Genomic DNA, 17,421 nt, shown 5'->3' with positions numbered 1-17,421 from the left:
CGACCGGCGCGGTCAGGCCGAGCCGGCGCGCCAGCGTTGGGTCGTGGCCCCGCTCTGTGCGTCCAGGGAGAGGGCGCCGTCGGCCGTCGCTGTCAGGGCCGTCTCGACGGCGATCGCCGGGTGGATGGCGCCGGCGTCGTCGACGGTGAACATCAGGTTGCGGCCGTTGCGTCCGTCGACGGAGGAGCACGGCCAGACGCCGACGCCCTTGTCGGTCGCTCCGCGGCTGTCCAGGCAGAAGTCGGGGGCCGCGTACGACTGGACCACCCCGCGGGCGGAGTCGACGCGCCAGCGCTGACTGGGGGAGGCGGAGCAGGGGACGGTGACCACCTCCGTGCCTTTGCCGAAGTCGCCGGCCACCTCCAGGCAACGGCCCGTGGCGACGTTCACGATCTGGGCGTAGGCCGCGCCGGGCGGCCGTGCGGGGGAGGGCGTGGGGCGGGGCAGCGGGGGTGTGGTGGTGCGGGGCGGGGACGGGCTGGGCGTGGGGGAGCCGGCGCTCGGGGTGGGGGCCGGGGCGGTCGCCGTCGCGGTCGTCGTCGCGGTCGCTGTGGTCGTCACGGTGACCTGTGGGACGGCCGGCGGGCCGATGACCGCCGCGTCCTGGCTGGACGGGGCGGGCGGGTCTCCGGGGGACAGGAGCAGTGTCAGCAGCGGCGCCAGTGCCGCTCCCAGCGCCGCCGAGGCCAGTATGAAGCGGCGGGACGGCGGCCAGGACCTGTTCCGGGCGTTCCGTGCGCGCTGTGCGTTCCGTGCGGAGGGCCGGAGTGCGTGGGTGTGCCGTGCGTACGCCGTTCCCGCCCAGGGGAGCAGGCCTTCCGCGAGGGTGCCGCGGGGGTCGTCCCGCAGGGCGCACTGCTCCTCGTAGGCGGTCGCGCAGTGCGGACAGCGCGCCCGGTGCGTCTCCAGGTCGGCGCTGTGACGCGGGGCGTCCGGCCGTACGGACTCCTCGATCAGCCGGTGGAAGTCGCCGCAGCGCGGGTCCTCGGAGGCGGCGAGGCGCAGCCGCAGGGAGGCTCGGGCCAGGGACTGGAGGGCCGGTGCGGTGCCGTGGGCGACGTCCTCCGGGGTCAGGCCGAGCAGCACGGCCGTCCGGTCGGCGGGCTCCCGCTCGACGACGCCGTACCAGAGCAGGCCCTGCGCGCTGGAGGGCAGCGAGCGGAAGGCGCTGAGCAGCGGCGGTACGGGGCCGTGGGGCCCGGCCGTGTTCAGGACGAGGAGCAGTCCCGCGTCCAGGCCGCCGGCCCGGTCGTCCGCGGCCCAGCCGCCCGCGACCCGCGCGGTCAGCAGGAGGAGCTGGTGGCGCCAGGGGCCGCCGGGGTCGTTGCCGCGGGCGGTCTCGCGGGCGGCGAGCGTGAAGGCCTGGGCCGCGAGCTGGCGGGCGCCGGGCTCGCCGGTGGTGCACAGTCGGGCGTAGGCGAGGACGGCGGGCTGGTGACGGGCGCGGAGCGCGCGCAGCGCCGGGTAGGCGGTTGCGGGATCCGCGCGCAACAGCCCGACCAGCCGCTCGTCGGCCCCGGTCCCGGTGTCGTCGTCCGTCCCCCGGCCGTTCCCCTCGGCACGGACCATGGTGGTCGCCTCCTCGCCGGACGCGTCGTGGTCGGCGCCCCGGTTGCTGACGTACTGGTCAGTCTGTGGTGAGGGTGACCCTAGTGGCGGAAGGGGCCCGATGGGCAGGCTTCGGCGGGTCTTTCCGGGGCGCTTTCGCGCGGGCGCGGGTGCGCGCCGGTGCGGACGCGACCGTGCCCGGGGCGCCCCGTCGACGGGCGCCCCGGGCACGAGTGCGTGCGGGGAGGTTTTCCAGCGCTGGGGAGGGAGCTCACTCCTCCACGGTCAGGCCCTTGCGGAGCTTGACCAGGGTGCGCGAGAGCAGCCGGGAGACGTGCATCTGCGAGATGCCGAGCTCCTCGCCGATCTCCGACTGGGTCAGGCCGGCCACGAAGCGCAGGGAGAGAATCTGGCGGTCTCGGGGCGCCAGCTCGGCGATCAGCGGCTTCAGGGACTCGACGTACTCGATGCCCTCGATGCCGTGGTCCTCGTAGCCGATGCGGTCCGCGAGGGCGCCCTCGGTGTCGTCCTCCTCGGGCTGGGCGTCCAGCGAGGCGGCGGTGTAGGCGTTGGAGGCGGCCATGCCCTCGACGACCTGGTCGTTGGAGATGCCGAGGCGCTCCGCCAGCTCGGCCACTGTGGGGGCGCGGTCGAGCTTCTGGGACAGTTCGTCGCCGGCCTTGGCCAGGTCGAGCCGCAGCTCCTGAAGCCGGCGCGGCACGCGCACGGACCACGAGGTGTCGCGGAAGAAGCGCTTGATCTCGCCGACGATGGTTGGCATCGCGAAGGTGGGGAACTCCACACCCCGGCTGAGCTCGAAGCGGTCGATCGCCTTGATCAGGCCGATCGTGCCGACCTGGATGATGTCCTCCATGGGCTCGCTGCGGGAGCGGAAGCGGGAGGCGGCGAATTTGACCAGCGCGAGGTTCAGTTCGACGAGGGTGTTGCGGACGTACGCGTACTCGTGCGTCCCTTCCTCCAGCGACTCGAGGCGCTCGAAGAGAGTCTTGGACAGGGCGCGTGCGTCGACGGCGCCCACCTCGTCGTACGGGGGGATCTCCGGGAGTCCGGCGAGCGCGTCGGCGGGCTCCAGACCCGGCGCGAGCGAATTCGGGCCATCCAGAGAGAGTGTCGACGTCGCGTTGGGGGTATGCGGTGCGTCGAGCCGGGGTGACATGATGTCCTCCATCGTTCTCGGCATACGGCTGCCGAAGCCTGTGCGTGCACTGCGGTGTGCGGCGCCTCCAAAGCCGGCCGTGTCGGATACGTGCTCCTCTAGCCCTATCGGCTTTACTCGACCGATCGCAAGTGCGATCTGGTCGGTTATGTCCGTTTGTGGGTGATTGTTCGGCTGTTGGAGTGCGTATCGAAGGCGTAGTGTTCGAGGGCGTCAGGTAGCAGTCACGACCTCGGGAGAGACACGGCATGGACCACGGGACGGTCGGCAGCGCACAGTCTGGCCGACTTCTGGTGGAGGTGCGGGAAGAGGGCTCCAGCGCCGTCGTGACCCCGGCCGGTGAGTTGGATCACCACACGGCCGAATTGTTGCGTGAGCCACTCGACGACTGCCTCGCCAAGGGTGTCAGCCGGCTGGTGGTGGACTGCTCGAGGCTGGAGTTCTGCGACTCCACGGGGCTCAACGTCCTGCTCGGCGCCCGCCTGAAGGCGGAGGCCGCCGGCGGCGGGGTGCACCTCGCGGGAATGCTTCCCGTGGTGGCCAGAGTCTTCGAGATCACCGGCGCGGACGCCGTCTTCATCGTGCACGACACGGTCGAGGCGGCCCTCGCCGACGGGGACGGCTGACCCGCCCGCGGCGGGACGCTCCGAGGTCGTCGACGGCGGCTCGGGCCCGGTTCCGGCCGCCTCCCGGGGGTTCGCACGACCGGCCGATCGGGCGCCGTTGCGTGTGTCTCGGCGCCTTGTGAGGGACGGGTCGGGTCACCTCCGGGTGAACAGGGGGTGTTCCGCCGGTTCCGTCGGGCAGGAGACATCCTGAACGTGCATGTAGGCGGCAACGGTACGAGAAGGGGACGGGGGCGGGATGCGCAGACCGACCGTGCGGCGGCCGCTGAGCGTGTGTACTGGTTCCTGCACGCTCGAAGTCGGAGACCGCGTGAGTCATACGGGCCCTGCCGGCCGTGTGATTCATGGGGGCATTGTGAGTCGTGTGAACCACGTGAGTGAAGTGAATCGTGTGAACCATGTAATTGGTGAATCGGTGAGGTGAAGCGCTGATGAGCACCACCCGGCCTTGCTCGCCGGGCGACCGCGGCCCTGAGCCCAGCGGCGCTTCCGGGGCGTCGACGGGCCGCGAGGTCCGCAGGCTGAGCTTCGACGGCGCGAGCGGGGTCGTCCCGATGGCGCGGGACTTCGCCCGCCAGGCGCTGTACGCGTGGGGCTGGCTGCCCGCCGCCACCGCCGACCAGCGGGCGGCCGCCGAGGATGTGCTGCTCGTCGTCTCCGAACTGGTCACCAACGCCTGCCTTCATGCCGAAGGACCCGAGGAGCTGCTGATCGGCTGCGACAACAAGGTGATCCGCGTCGAGGTCTCCGACCGCGGCACGGGCCAGCCGGCCCCCCGCACCCCGCACCGCGCGGGCCGTCCCGGCGGCCACGGCATGTTCATCGTCCAGCGCCTGTGCCTGGACTGGGGAGTCGTACGCGCGCCCGGCGTCGCCGGCAAGACGGTCTGGGCGGAACTGGGCGCCCCGGCCTGACTCACCCCGCCCGGCGCCCGGCCCTCCGGACGAGCGCCGGCACGAGCCCCGGGTCGGTGGGGGAGGCCCCCGCCCGCGGTCCCGGGGCGTTGCGGGAAGCCGCCCCCCCCGTGGTCTCGGGGCGGCGCGGGAGGCGACCCCCGCCGCGGCCCGGGGCGTTGCGGGAAGTCGCCCCGGCCTGCGGTCCCGGGCCGTTATGTGAAGCCGCCCCGGTCTGCGGTCCCGGGCCGTCACGAGGGCCGCCCCCGCCCGTGGTTCCGTCACGTCACGCCCCTCGTGCCCTCGCGCCGGGCGGGCGTGACTCCGGTGTGTTCCTCCCCTTCCTTCCTCACGGTGCCCGGCGTACCTTGACGGCCCTGTCTGATGCACCGTCAGTAAATGGCGGGAGACGAACGACGAGCGCCTGTCGGGAATGAGGGGACCGTGTCGTACCGGAAGCGAACCGCCGCGCTCGCGACTGTCGCGGCTCTGGCCGGCCCGGCGGTGTGGGCGGCCGCCCCCGCGGCCAGTGCCCAGGTCGTGGACGTCAACTACGCCTGCAAGACGCCCATCGGCGACAAGAGCGCCCTCTCACCCATCGACATCAAGGGCGTGGCGAGCGGCGGCGCCTACAAGATCACCATGTCCTGGCAGAAGGGCGTCTCCTCCAGCCCCGTCGAGCTCGGCAAGGGCGCGATGAACCCGAGCGCCACGATCAGACTGGGCGGCGCGGACAGCGGCACGATGACCGTCACCGGGCCCGCCAACCAGGCGGCGATCCCCGCCGAGACCCCCATCAAGATCAACGACCTGAGCGGCACGTACACCCCGAAGAAGACCGGCAAGGTCACCTTCACCCCCGGGGTGCTCACCATCAAGGCCCTCGGCACGACCACCACCTGCACCCCCACCAACAGCCCCCCGCCGGCGCTCACCCTCGACGTGACGGGTGAGGACGGCGGCGGATCGACAGGCGGAGGCAGCACAGGCGGAGGCAGCACAGGCGGCGGAAGCACAGGCGGCGGAAGCACGGGGGGAGGCAGCACCGGCGGCGGATCGACGGGCGGCGGCTCCCTCCCGCAGACCGGCCCCGAGGACTCCGCGATCGCCCTCGCCACCCTCGGCGGCACCGTCCTCCTCACGGGCGCGGCGGGCGCCCTCTGGCTGACCCGGCGGACCCGCACCCCCTGATTCCCACGCGCACGTGCCCCGTACGACCGTTGGAGCCGCCGATGCCGTACGAAGACGGAGGGCGAGCCGGCGTGAACGGCGAGCCGCGCACACCGCGCCGGACATCGCGCCGGACGCCGCAGCGCATGGTGTCGGCGCTGGCCGCCCTGGCGCTGGCCCTGCTGCTGACCTCCTTGCTTCCGCCCGCCTGGGCCGAAGCGGCCACAGCGGCCGGACAGCCCACCGTACGGCTGTCCGTGCCCCAGGCGGGCGCGGGCGGCTCCCTCATCGTGACCGGCGGCGGCTGGCGGCCGCACGCACTGCTGACGCTGCTGATCTGCGGACAGGCCACCCCGGCCAGGGGCGTCCTCGGCGGCACGAACTCCTGCGCCAACGCCGACGGCCGGGCCGTCACCACCGACGCCGACGGCCGGTTCAGCCGCGCGCTGCCGGTGTCCGCGCCGCCCGCGCCGTGCCCCTGCGTGGTGCACGTGGCCACGACCACCGGGGCGAAGGCCCAGGCCGACGCCGCCCTCCAGGTGGCCGGGCACCCCGTGCGGCCGCTGCCCGCCGAAACGGGCAAGGGACGCCTGACGGTCCTCACCGACCCCCTGCTGAAGGGCTCCGACGGGCTGCTCACCTGGTTCGGCGCGCCCCCCGAACGCACCCTGACGTTCACCGTCGGCAACGCCGGCGTCGGGACCGTGAAGGACCCCGTCTTCGAGATCGGCACCGCCCACGGGGTGTTCGCGCCGCAGTGGGACGAACGCCAGTGGCGCGGCACCGTCGCCCCCGGCGGCAAGGCCCGCGTCGAGATCCCCGTCGAACTCGCCGCCGGCGCCCACGGCGACTACACCGTCTCACTGAGATACGGCGGAAAGGTCCTCGACGAGCAGTCCTGGAGCGTGGGCCGGCCCTGGGGTGTGACCGTGTTCTGGGTCCTGCTCTGCCTCGTCGTGCCGGCCGCCGTGTTCCGCGCGGGCATGGCGGTGGTGAACCGGGTGCGGCCCCGCCCGGGGAGCGTGCGCCGCAGCGCGTCCACGGCCCCCCGGCGCCGCCGTGGGACGGCCGGGACGGGCGACGGCGGGCCGCGCTCCCTTGCGGCCCCGCCCGCGCGGCCTCCGGGAAGGCTCGGCGCAGGCTTCCCCCGCCCGCTGTGGCGTGACCGGGCCGCCACCGCCGAACAGCCGCCCGTGCGGGCCCCGGCCCTGCCGTGGTTCGGCCCGGACGGCGGTCCGGGCGGGGCGGGCGGGCTCCGCGCAGCGCACGACGACGACCACCCGACGAGTCCGACGACGCCCGGCAGGAAGGGACCCCCGTGAGAGAGCGTGAGAGAGCCGTACCGGGACCGGCGGGACCCTCAGGGCCGGGAGCCGGGCCGTCCGTGCGGCGCCGGGCCGTCGTCGCGGCGGCCGCCGTCCTGACCGGCGGGGTCGCCGTGCTGCTGGGCGTGGCCGTCCCGCAGGCGCAGGCCGCCGAGGTCTCCTACGCCACCCGCTGCATCCCGCCCTCGGGCATCGGCCTGCCCCCGGTCGACGGCACCACCAAGGTCGAGATCACCGCGCCCGCCGCGGCGAAGGTCGGCGACACCGTCGACGTCGTCTGGACGTTCACGCAGGCCGCGTCCAGGAATCCCGACATCATCGACCTGCCGGCCGACTCGGTCCAGCCGTCCGGCACCCTCAAGGCGGCCGGCGCGCAGAGCGCGGACATCGCGATGCGGGGGCCGCGCCAGAACCCGCCCGTCCCCAAGGGCGGCGCCATGGTCCTGTCCGCCATGAAGGGCTCCCTCAAACTGACGACGGCGGGACAGGTCATGCTCACGCCGGATGCGTACGTCGTCAACGCCCTTTCGACGGACACCAGTTGCGCGCCCACCCAGCAGGTGCAGCCCGCGGCGACCATCACCGTGACCGCCGGGAGCGGGAGTTCGTCCGGCGGCACGGGCGAGCCGTCGCACACCGGGACGCCGAGCCACACCCCGACCAAGACGACCTCGCCGTCCCCGCCCGCGTCCACGTCGACCTCGCCGTCGCCCTCCGGGGGAAGCGGCGGGCAGACCGACTTCACCGGCAAGGTGGTGAACGTCCCCTACACCTGCCAGTCACCCATCGGGCAGAAGAGGGCGACCTCGCCCGTGCAGATCAACGCGAGGAAGAACGGCGGGAGTTACGACCTCACCGTGCAGTTCAAGAAGTCGGTGATGGACAGCCCGATCGACATCCCGGCGAACTCGGTGAAGCCCGCCATGCAGGTGGTGCTCGGCGGGGCCGACAAGGGCTCGGTCGCCGTGGAGGGGCCGAAGAACGCCGCGCCGATCAAACAGGGCGCCCCGATCGAGATCCCCGACCTGACCGGCGTCTACAAACCCGGCGCCACCGGTGAGGCCACCCTCTCGCCGGGCGTCCTGACCATCGACGCCCTCGGCACCAGGACCACGTGCACGCCGGACAGCTCGACCGTCTCGCTCACCCTCGACACCACGGAGCAGGCGGGCGGCGCGAGCGGGGCGACCGGCGGCAGCGGCTCCTCGTCGTCCACGGCGGGCGGCGCCTCCACCAGCGGTGGCCTCGCCGAGACGGGCGCCGGCGACCACGCGACCCTGAAGGCCCTCGGCCTCGTCGCGGGGACGGCGGTTCTGCTGGGCGCCGCGGTCTTCACGTACCTGCCGGGCCGCCGGCGCACTCGCTGAGACGCGGCAAGGGCCGCCCCCGCCGAGTGCGGGAGCGGCCCTTACGGAGCGACGGGACGTCAGTTGACGTCGCCCATGAGCTCCTTCACGCGCTTGCGGTACATCCACACCGCCACGCCGGCCACGACGGCGAGCAAGGCCTCCAGGGCCACGATGCCCGTCTTGTTGAGGTCGACGCCGGCGATGGACAGCAGACCGGTCGTGGCGTCGCCGGCGGTGACGGCCAGGAACCAGACGCCCATCATCTGGGAGGCGTACTTGGCGGGCGCCATCTTCGTGGTGACCGACAGGCCGACCGGGGAGAGCGTCAGCTCGCCGACGGTCTGCAGGAAGTAGATGCCGACCAGCCACATCGCGGCCGCCTTGTGACCGCCGTCGGCGATCCCCAGCGGGACGAGGAAGAGGAAGAACGACGCGCCGATCAGGACCAGGCCCATGGAGAACTTCACCGCGGTGCTCGGCTCCTTGCCGCGCCGGGCGAGGGCCAGCCACGCCCAGGCGAACACCGGGGCCAGAGCCATGATCATGACGGGGTTGACCGACTGGTACCAGGAGACCGGGAACTCCCAGCCGAGGACGCTGTTGTCGGCCGAGGAGTCGGCGAACAGCGAGACCGTGGAACCGCCCTGGTCGTAGATCATCCAGAAGACGGCCGCGGCCACGAAGAACCAGATGTACGCCGACATCTTCGACTGCTCGGCGCGGTCGAGTTCCTTGTCCCGCTTGATACGGGCGATGACCGCCACCGGGATGATCAGACCGGCCAGCGTGATCGGGACCAGCAGCCAGTTCAGCGTGTAGTGGCCGGAGAAGCCGACGACCGCGTAGAACACGAGCGCGACGGCCGCCCACAGCGCGGACTTGCGCAGCGTGGCCGCCTTCTCCTCGGCGGACATCGGCGTCGGGACGACGTCGGAGCGGGCGTCCAGGTGACGGCTGCCGAGGAGGAACTGGACGAGGCCCAGCGCCATGCCGAGCGCGGCGAGCGCGAAGCCCAGGTGCCAGTTGACGTTCTCACCGACGGTGCCGATGACCAGCGGCGCGGCGAACGCGCCGAGGTTGATGCCGATGTAGAAGACCGTGAAGCCGCCGTCGCGACGCGGGTCGTCCGGACCGTCGTAGAGGTGGCCGACCATCGTGGAGATGTTGGCCTTCAGCAGACCGGAGCCGATCGCGACCAGGCCGAGGCCGGCGTAGAAGGTGCCGGCGCTGGGCAGGGCCAGGGTGAGGTGGCCCAGCATGATGACGACGCCGGCGACGGCGACGGTCTTGCGGGGGCCGAGGACGCGGTCCGCGAACCAGCCGCCGGGAAGGGCGAGCAGGTACACGAGCGACAGGTACACCGAGTAGATGGCGGTGGCTGTCGCCGCGCTCAGATGAAGGCCGCCCGGGGCCACCAGGTACAGCGGGAGCAGGGCCTTCATGCCGTAGTAGGAGAAACGCTCCCACATCTCGGTCATGAAGAGAGTGGCCAGTCCGCGGGGGTGGCCGAAGAAGGTCTTCTCGGAGCCGGGGGTGCCCGGGCGGGCCGAGTCCTTCGTCAGGCTGGACGCCATGGTCGTTCCTTGCTGGTCGGGACGCATGCGTGGTGCGTCACGCGCCCGGTTGGGGCGGCCGGCGCCGGTGTCGGTCCGCCACAGGTCATTCCTTGGAGAGCCGGCATCGGCCGGCCCGCACACAAAAGAGACCTTCAGCGTCTGATGTGTGCCAAAGGTCCCCGCGGTGCTACAGGCGTTCTTTCACCATACGGCAGCACACTGCCGGATATGGAAGGACTTGAGACACGGATCACAGGTGAGAAAGGAACCGTGAGCGGTATTCCAAGGTCCATTCCAGGATGGCATCCCTCGACCCCAGGTCCGTACCAACTGCGGCCGACCGGGGGAGGGGAGACCGGCGGCGGCTGTCCGGCTTGTAGGGGTCGTCCCTGAGATGTCCCTGAGTAAGAATCCGGGGCCACCGTCACACCTCTGGCCCTGCCGTCCGCGGACTACCATCTGCACATGACCCGAGTACTGCTCGCCGAGGACGACGCGTCCATCTCGGAGCCGCTGGCCCGCGCCCTGCGCCGGGAAGGGTACGAGGTCGAGGTGCGTGAGGACGGACCGTCCGCGCTGGACGCCGGCATACAGGGCGGCGTCGACCTGGTCGTGCTGGACCTCGGTCTGCCCGGCATGGACGGCCTTGAGGTGGCGCGCAGGCTGCGGGCCGAGGGGCACGCCATCCCCATCCTCATTCTCACCGCCCGCGCCGACGAGGTGGACACCGTCGTGGGCCTGGACGCGGGCGCCGACGACTACGTCACCAAGCCCTTCCGCCTCGCCGAGCTGCTCGCCCGGGTCCGGGCCCTGCTGCGGCGCGGCTCCACCGAACCCCAGCAGCCGCCCGCCACCCACGGTGTGCGCATCGACGTCGAGTCGCACCGCGCCTGGATGGGCGACGAGGAGCTCCAGCTCACCGCCAAGGAGTTCGACCTGCTGCGGGTGCTGGTGCGGGACGCCGGACGCGTGGTCACCCGGGACCAGCTGATGCGCGAGGTGTGGGACACCACCTGGTGGTCGTCCACCAAGACCCTCGACATGCACATCTCCTGGCTGCGCAAGAAGCTCGGCGACGACGCGGCGAACCCCCGGTACATCGCCACAGTGCGGGGCGTGGGCTTCCGGTTCGAGAAGAGCTGAACGCCCCGCCGGGGCGGGGCACCCGCACCCCGTCCCGTGAAGTCACCGCCCGGAGGGCCCCGTGCGTCGCCGTCTGATCCAGTCCACCCTCGCCGTCGTGCTCGTCGTGATCGCCGTGTTCGGGGTCTCCCTCGTCATCGTCGAGACCCGCACGATCAGCAACAGCGCGCAGGAACGCGTGGACCTGGAGGCGGCGCGGCTCGCCAGCATCGTCGACAGCCGGCTCCTGGGGGCAGGGAGCGTCGACGCGGAGGTCCTGAGCGGCCAGCTCACCCAGGAGCGGTACGCGGTGATCCGCGTCCCCGGCAAACCCGCCATCGAGGTCGGCTCCCGGCCCGACGGCGAGGTCATCCGCGGCGACGCGCGGGGCGAGGAGGGCGAGACCGTCGTCGTGGAGGAGCCGCGTTCCTCCGTGACGCGCGAGGTCGGCCGCACCTTCCTGATCATCGCGCTGGTGGCGCTGCTCGCCGTGATCGCCGCCGTGCTCCTCGCCATCCGCCAGGCCAACCGGCTCGCCTCCCCCCTCACCGACCTCGCCGAGACCGCCGAACGCCTCGGCTCCGGCGACCCCCGGCCCCGCCACAAGCGCTACGGCGTCCCCGAGCTGGACCGCGTCGCCGACGTGCTGGACGCCTCCGCCGAACGCATCGCCCGGATGCTCACCGCCGAACGCCGGCTCGCCGCCGACGCCTCCCACCAGCTGCGCACCCCGCTCACCGCCCTGTCCATGCGCCTGGAGGAGATCACCCTCACCGACGACCCGGACACGGTGAAGGACGAGGCGACGATCGCGCTCACCCAGGTGGAACGCCTCACGGACGTCGTCGAGCGCCTGCTGACCAACTCACGCGACCCCCGCACCGGCTCCGCCGTCACCTTCGACCTCGACGAGGTCATCCAGCAGCAGCTCGCCGAGTGGCGCCCCGCCTACCGCAGCGCGGGCCGCGCCATCGTCAGCTCCGGCAAACGCCATCTGCAGGCGGTCGGCACACCCGGCGCGGTCGCCCAGGTGCTCGCGGCCCTGATCGAGAACTCCCTGATGCACGGCGGCGGCACGGTCGCGCTGCGCACCCGCGTCACCGGCAACCAGGCCGTCATCGAGGTCACCGACGAAGGCGCGGGCGTCCCCGCCGACCTGGGGGCGCGGATCTTCGAGCGCGCCATCAGCGGCCGCAACTCCACGGGCATCGGCCTCGCCGTCGCCCGTGACCTGGCGGAGGCCGACGGTGGCCGGCTGGAGATGCTCCAGGCCCAGCCCCCGGTCTTCGGCCTGTTCCTGTCCCGCACGGCCCCGTCGAAGAGGCCCGCAACGGACGACGAACCCACGGTGCGCTGACCGGGTGCGGCTACGGGTGCTGGACGGGTGCCGGGCCCGGCAGCGCGGGGCAGCGGCGCGGGGAACTGCGCGCCCCTGCCCCGACGGCGCAGCGGCGAACCGACCCGGCGGCCGCGACCGGCGACCGCTCAGCCGACCCGCTGCCTCGCCTGCTGCTCGCGCGAGCCCTCCGCGAGCAGCGACCGGTCGTCCGGCTCCTCCGCGAGCAGCGACGGGGCCTCCTCGACGGCCTCCTGATCGGGCATCGCCCGGAACACCCACGTCCGGTACGACCAGAACCGGAACAGCGTGGCGATGCCGATCCCGACGAACTTGAACACGTTGTTCTGCAGCGGGCTGTTCCACCCGAAACCGTACGTCGCGACGTACAGCAGACCGTTCTGGATGACCATCCCCACCACGCTGAACAGCAGGAACAGGGTCATCTCCCGCGTACGCCCGCTCTTGTCCAGATCCCGGTCGCGGTAGGTGAAATAGCGGAAGCCGACGTAGTTGAAGGCGATGGCGACCACGGTCGATATGACGCTGGCCCGCACCACCTGGAGATCGGTGACGTGCCGGACGAGGTTGAACACACCGAGATCGACGAGAAGTCCCGCTCCGCCCACCGCGCCGAACTTGGCGAACTCGCGGACGAGTCGTCGCAGCCGTCCTCCCCCCGAGGAACCATGTCCCATGGTCGTACAGGCCCCCGTCCGGGTGTCGGTGTCGTCAACCCCGCCATGCTAACCACCCCACCTCCAGGTTTCCTGTGGTGCCGCTCACCGGCCCCTCTCACCGCGGCAAGAAGCCGGAAAGACGCCGGGAAGCGACGGGTAAGAGGCCGGAAAGAGGCCGGAAAGTGGCGGTCGGACCGCGTTCGGGAGGCGCGGAATCCGGCCGTCGGACGTGGCCGATACCCTAGGGGCGTGACGTTTCCGGTAGTCGGCATGGTCGGCGGAGGCCAGCTCGCTCGTATGACACACGAGGCGGGCATCCCGTTGGGCATCAGGTTCAAGCTTCTCAGTGACACCCCCCAGGATTCCGCGGCCCAGGTGGTGAGCGAGGTCGTCATCGGCGACTACCGCGACCTGGACACGCTGCGCGAGTTCGCGCGGGGCTGCGATGTGATCACCTTCGATCACGAACATGTCCCCACCGAGCATCTGCGGGCACTGGAGGCGGACGGCATCCCCGTGCGCCCCGGCCCCGACGCGCTCGTGCACGCCCAGGACAAGGGGGTGATGCGCGCGAGACTCAGCGCCATCGGCGTGCCCTGCCCCCGGCACCGCATCGTCGCCGACCCGGCGGACGTGGCGGCCTTCGCGGCCGAAGGGGACGGCTTCCCCGTCGTCCTCAAGACCGTCCGCGGCGGCTACGACGGCAAGGGCGTGTGGGTGGTCGACTCCGCAGAGGAGGCCGAGGACCCCTTCCGCGCCGGCGTCCCCGTCCTCGCCGAGGAGAAGGTCGACTACGTCCGCGAACTCGCCGCCAACGTCGTCCGCTCCCCGCACGGCCAGGCCGTCGCCTACCCCGTCGTCGAGTCCCAGCAGGTGGGCGGCGTCTGCGACACCGTCATCGCCCCCGCACCCGGCCTCGACGAGGACCTCGCCCTCAAGGCCGAGGAGATGGCCCTGACCATCGCCAAGGAACTCGGCGTCGTCGGCCACCTCGCCGTGGAGCTGTTCCAGACCCGCGACGGCCGCGTCCTCGTCAACGAACTCGCCATGCGCCCCCACAACTCCGGCCACTGGTCCATGGACGGCGCGATCACCAGCCAGTTCGCCAACCACGTCCGCGCCGTCCTCGACCTCCCGCTCGGCGACCCGCGCCCGCGCGCCGAGTGGACCGTCATGGTCAACGTCCTCGGCGGCGACTTCCCCGACATGTACTCCGCGTACCTGCACTGCATGGCCCGCGACCCCCAGCTCAAGATCCACATGTACGGCAAGGACGTGAAGCCCGGACGCAAGGTCGGCCACGTCAACACTTACGGCGACGACCTCGACGACGTGCTGGAACGCGCCCGTCACGCTGCCGGTTACCTGAGAGGCACGATCACCGAATGAGCCCGGTTGTAGGCATCGTCATGGGGTCCGACTCCGACTGGCCCGTCATGGAAGCCGCCGCGAAGGCCCTCGACGAGTTCGAGATCGCGTACGAGGTCGACGTCGTCTCCGCGCACCGCATGCCCCGCGAGATGATCACGTACGGCGAGCAGGCCGCCGACCGCGGACTCAAGGCGATCATCGCGGGCGCCGGCGGCGCCGCACACCTGCCCGGCATGCTCGCCTCCGTCACCCCGCTGCCCGTCATCGGCGTGCCCGTGCCGCTGAAGTACCTCGACGGCATGGACTCCCTATTGTCCATCGTGCAGATGCCGGCCGGCGTCCCCGTCGCCACCGTCTCCGTCGCCGGCGCCCGCAACGCCGGCCTGCTCGCCGCCCGCATCCTCGCCACGCACGACGAGGACCTCCTCGCCCGTATGCGCGACTTCCAGCAGGACCTGAACGACCAGGCCACCGAGAAGGGCAAACGCCTGCGCAACAAGGTCGAGGGCCCCGGCAACGGCTTCGGGTTCGGGAAGTGACGCCCGTGAGCACCGCGGAGATCGCCCGGGAGCTGCTGCGCGAGTTCCCGGTCGTCGACGGGCACAACGACCTGCCGTGGGCCCTGCGCGAGCAGGTGGCCTACGACCTCGACGCCCGGGACATCGCCGGCGACCAGCGCGCCCACCTGCACACCGACCTGCCCCGGCTGCGCGAGGGCGGCGTCGGCGCGCAGTACTGGTCGGTGTACGTACGCTCCGACCTGCCCGACGCGGTCCCGGCCACGCTGGAGCAGATCGACTGCGTACGGCGGCTCGTCGACCGCCACCCCGAGCACCTCCGGGCCGCGCTGACCGCCGCCGACATGGAGGCGGCCCGCGCCGAGGGACGGATCGCCTCCCTCATGGGCGCGGAGGGCGGTCACTCCATCGCCAACTCCCTGGGCACCCTGCGCGGTCTGTACGCCCTCGGCGTGCGCTACATGACCCTCACCCACAACGACAACGTGGACTGGGCCGACTCCGCGACCGACGTGCCCAAGGCCGGCGGCCTGACCGCGTTCGGCCGCGAGGTCGTACGGGAGATGAACCGGCTCGGCATGCTCGTCGACCTCTCCCACGTGGCGGCGACGACCATGCGCGACGCGCTGGACGCCTCGTCCGCGCCGGTGATCTTCTCCCACTCCTCCTCGCGCGCGGTCTGCGACCACCCCCGCAACATCCCCGACGACGTCCTCGAACGCCTCCCCGCCAACGGCGGCGTGGCGATGGTGACGTTCGTGCCGAAGTTCGTCCTGCAGGCCGCCGTCGACTGGACGGCCGCCGCCGACGACAACATGCGCGCCCACGGCTTCCACCACCTCGACACCACCGCCGAGGCGATGAAGGTGCACCGCGCCTTCGAGGAGCGCACCCCGCGCCCCGTCGCCACGGTCGCCACGGTCGCCGACCACCTGGACCACATGCGCGAGGTCGCCGGCATCGACCACCTCGGCATCGGCGGCGACTACGACGGCACCGCCTTCACCCCCGAGGGCCTCGGCGACGTCTCCGGCTACCCGAACCTGATCGCGGAGCTGCTGGAGCGCGGCTGGTCCAAGCCCGACCTGGCCAAGCTGACCTGGCAGAACGCCGTCCGAGTCCTCGGCGCGGCGGAGGACGTGGCCCGCGATCTGCGCGCCACACGGGCGCCCTCCCACGCCACCATCGACCGACTGGACGGCTGAGACGGGCCGGGAAGCCCTTTCTTTTCCGGCCCCCCGCACCGGGCTTCACCCCGCACGCGCCGCCCGCATACGGCAGAATGCAGCCAGACGCCGGTTCGGCCGACTGAGCCTCGGCCGAACCGGCGTCGCCCGCGCAGTACGCTGGCCCGCCCGCCCGGGCCGTGTCGGCCGTCAGGCGGTGTGCCGTCAGGCGGTGTGCCGTCAGGCGGTCGGGCGGCCCATCGCCCGGTACGTCCAGCCGGCCTTGCGCCACAGCTCCGGGTCGAGCGCGTTACGCCCGTCGAGGATCAGCCGGGCCGCCACCGCCTCGCCCAGCGCCGCCGGGTCCAGCTCGCGGAACTCCCGCCACTCGGTGAGATGCAGCACGATGTCGGCCCCCCGCACCGCCGCCAGCGCCGTCTCGGCGTAGCCCAGCGTCGGGAAGACCCGGCGGGCGTTCTCCATGCCCTTCGGGTCGTACACCGTCACCTGGCCGCCCTGGAGGTGGATCTGCCCGGCGACGTTCAGCGCCGGCGAGTCCCGCACGTCGTCCGAGTCGGGCTTGAACGTCGCGCCCAGCACGGCGACCCGCCGGCCGAGGAAGGGCCCCCCGCCGAGCGCCTCCCGCGCCAGCTCGACCATCTGACCGCGCTGGCGCATGTTGATCGAGTCGATCTCGCGCAGGAAGGTCAGCGCCTGGTCGGCCCCCAGCTCACCGGCGCGGGCCATGAACGCGCGGATGTCCTTGGGCAGACAGCCCCCGCCGAAGCCGATGCCGGCCCGCAGGAACTTCTTCCCGATCCGGTCGTCGTGACCGATCGCCTCCGCCAGCTTGGCCACGTCGCCGCCCGCCGCCTCGCACACCTCCGCCATCGCGTTGATGAAGGAGATCTTGGTGGCGAGGAAGGAGTTCGCCGACGTCTTCACCAGCTCGGCGGTCGGGAAGTCGGTCACCAGGAACGGCGTGCCTTCCGCGACCGGCCCCGCGTACACCTCGCGCAGCAGCTTCTCGGCCCGCTCGCTGCGCACCCCGACGACGATCCGGTCCGGGTGCAGCGTGTCCTGGACGGCGAAGCCCTCCCGCAGGAACTCCGGGTTCCACGCCAGTTCGGCGTCCTCGCCGGCGGGCGCCAGCCGGGCGACGGTCGCGGCCAGCCGGTCGGCGGAGCCCACCGGCACGGTCGACTTGCCGACGACCAGGGCGGGCCCGTGCAGGTGCGGCGCGAGGGAGGCGATCGCCGACTCGACGTAGGACATGTCACAGGCGTACTCGCCGTGCTTCTGCGGGGTGTTCACGCAGACGAAGTGCACATCGCCGAAGGCGCCGGCCTCGGCGAAGTCCTGGGTGAAGCGCAGCCGCCCGGTGGACCCCTCGAACCCGGCGACGTGCCGGCGCAGCAGCTCCTGGAGCCCCGGCTCGTACATCGGGGTCTCGCCCCGCTCCAGCATCTCGATCTTCTCGCGCACGATGTCGAGGGCGAGCACCTCGAAGCCCAGTTCCGCCATGGCCGCGGCGTGCGTGGCGCCGAGATAACCGGTGCCGATCACGGTGATCTTGAGGGCCAT

The 17,421-nt window shown here is 72.3% G+C and carries 15 protein-coding genes; 10 read left to right on the top strand and 5 right to left on the bottom strand.

Annotated features, from left to right (window positions below):
* Positions 1–12: 12 nt before the first annotated feature.
* Positions 13–1,569 (bottom strand): RICIN domain-containing protein, encoded by a 1,557-nt coding sequence (locus ACIOC0_RS13180; RefSeq protein WP_402155125.1) that lies wholly within the window; start codon positions 1,567–1,569, stop codon positions 13–15.
* 250 nt (positions 1,570–1,819) lie between these two features.
* Positions 1,820–2,725, bottom strand: coding sequence for an RNA polymerase sigma factor SigF (locus ACIOC0_RS13175; RefSeq protein WP_402155124.1), 906 nt, complete (start codon positions 2,723–2,725; stop codon positions 1,820–1,822).
* Between the two features lie 248 nt (positions 2,726–2,973).
* On the opposite strand from ACIOC0_RS13175, the gene ACIOC0_RS13170 reads away from it, so the two are divergent.
* The 5 genes from ACIOC0_RS13170 to ACIOC0_RS13150 all read left to right on the top strand — a co-directional run bounded on the left by ACIOC0_RS13170 (position 2,974) and on the right by ACIOC0_RS13150 (position 8,106).
* Positions 2,974–3,351, top strand: a complete 378-nt coding sequence (locus ACIOC0_RS13170) for an STAS domain-containing protein (protein ID WP_402155123.1) — start codon at positions 2,974–2,976, stop codon at positions 3,349–3,351.
* A 431-nt stretch (positions 3,352–3,782) separates the two neighbouring features.
* A complete protein-coding gene (locus ACIOC0_RS13165; protein ID WP_130442496.1) occupies positions 3,783–4,265 on the top strand; it encodes an ATP-binding protein in 483 nt (160 codons plus the stop codon).
* 423 nt (positions 4,266–4,688) lie between these two features.
* Positions 4,689–5,435: a peptidase gene (locus ACIOC0_RS13160; protein WP_402155121.1), complete on the top strand. Its 747-nt coding sequence runs from the start codon at positions 4,689–4,691 to the stop codon at positions 5,433–5,435.
* Between the two features lie 125 nt (positions 5,436–5,560).
* Positions 5,561–6,736: a hypothetical protein gene (locus tag ACIOC0_RS13155; protein ID WP_402155499.1), complete on the top strand. Its 1,176-nt coding sequence runs from the start codon at positions 5,561–5,563 to the stop codon at positions 6,734–6,736.
* A gap of 62 nt (positions 6,737–6,798) precedes the next feature.
* On the top strand, positions 6,799–8,106 hold the full coding sequence (locus ACIOC0_RS13150) for a hypothetical protein (RefSeq protein WP_402155120.1): 1,308 nt from the start codon (positions 6,799–6,801) through the stop codon (positions 8,104–8,106).
* Between the two features lie 59 nt (positions 8,107–8,165).
* Here ACIOC0_RS13150 and ACIOC0_RS13145 read toward each other — a convergent pair whose 3' ends face one another.
* Positions 8,166–9,662 carry an oligopeptide:H+ symporter gene (locus ACIOC0_RS13145; RefSeq protein ID WP_402155119.1) on the bottom strand — a complete coding sequence of 499 codons (1,497 nt, stop codon included), beginning with the start codon at positions 9,660–9,662 and terminating at the stop codon, positions 8,166–8,168.
* Positions 9,663–10,109: 447 nt separating this feature from the next.
* Between ACIOC0_RS13145 and ACIOC0_RS13140 the strand changes: the two genes are divergently transcribed.
* On the top strand, positions 10,110–10,787 hold the full coding sequence (locus ACIOC0_RS13140; RefSeq protein ID WP_130442502.1) for a response regulator transcription factor: 678 nt from the start codon (positions 10,110–10,112) through the stop codon (positions 10,785–10,787).
* Between the two features lie 61 nt (positions 10,788–10,848).
* Positions 10,849–12,123, top strand: coding sequence for an ATP-binding protein (locus ACIOC0_RS13135; RefSeq protein WP_402155118.1), 1,275 nt, complete (start codon positions 10,849–10,851; stop codon positions 12,121–12,123).
* 128 nt (positions 12,124–12,251) lie between these two features.
* Here ACIOC0_RS13135 and ACIOC0_RS13130 read toward each other — a convergent pair whose 3' ends face one another.
* Positions 12,252–12,800 (bottom strand): GtrA family protein, encoded by a 549-nt coding sequence (locus tag ACIOC0_RS13130; protein WP_402155117.1) that lies wholly within the window; start codon positions 12,798–12,800, stop codon positions 12,252–12,254.
* A 231-nt stretch (positions 12,801–13,031) separates the two neighbouring features.
* Between ACIOC0_RS13130 and ACIOC0_RS13125 the strand changes: the two genes are divergently transcribed.
* From ACIOC0_RS13125 to ACIOC0_RS13115, 3 genes are read left to right on the top strand one after another with little or no spacing between them, the layout of a single operon-like run.
* Positions 13,032–14,171, top strand: a complete 1,140-nt coding sequence (locus ACIOC0_RS13125; RefSeq protein WP_402155116.1) for a 5-(carboxyamino)imidazole ribonucleotide synthase — start codon at positions 13,032–13,034, stop codon at positions 14,169–14,171.
* Complete coding sequence (gene purE, locus ACIOC0_RS13120) at positions 14,168–14,692, top strand: 5-(carboxyamino)imidazole ribonucleotide mutase (protein WP_402155115.1); 525 nt, start codon at positions 14,168–14,170, stop codon at positions 14,690–14,692. Before ACIOC0_RS13125 ends, purE begins: the two co-directional genes overlap by 4 nt.
* A gap of 5 nt (positions 14,693–14,697) precedes the next feature.
* Positions 14,698–15,876 carry a dipeptidase gene (locus ACIOC0_RS13115; RefSeq protein ID WP_402155114.1) on the top strand — a complete coding sequence of 393 codons (1,179 nt, stop codon included), beginning with the start codon at positions 14,698–14,700 and terminating at the stop codon, positions 15,874–15,876.
* Between the two features lie 201 nt (positions 15,877–16,077).
* Here ACIOC0_RS13115 and ACIOC0_RS13110 read toward each other — a convergent pair whose 3' ends face one another.
* Entirely contained in the window at positions 16,078–17,421 is a 1,344-nt protein-coding gene (locus ACIOC0_RS13110) for a UDP-glucose dehydrogenase family protein (protein ID WP_402155113.1), read from the bottom strand.

This window comes from Streptomyces sp. NPDC088254 (assembly GCF_044740925.1).
Classification (GTDB): domain Bacteria; phylum Actinomycetota; class Actinomycetes; order Streptomycetales; family Streptomycetaceae; genus Streptomyces.
The sequence above is the reverse complement of the archived record's forward strand: the minus strand, read 5'-3'. Positions and strand labels throughout refer to the sequence as shown.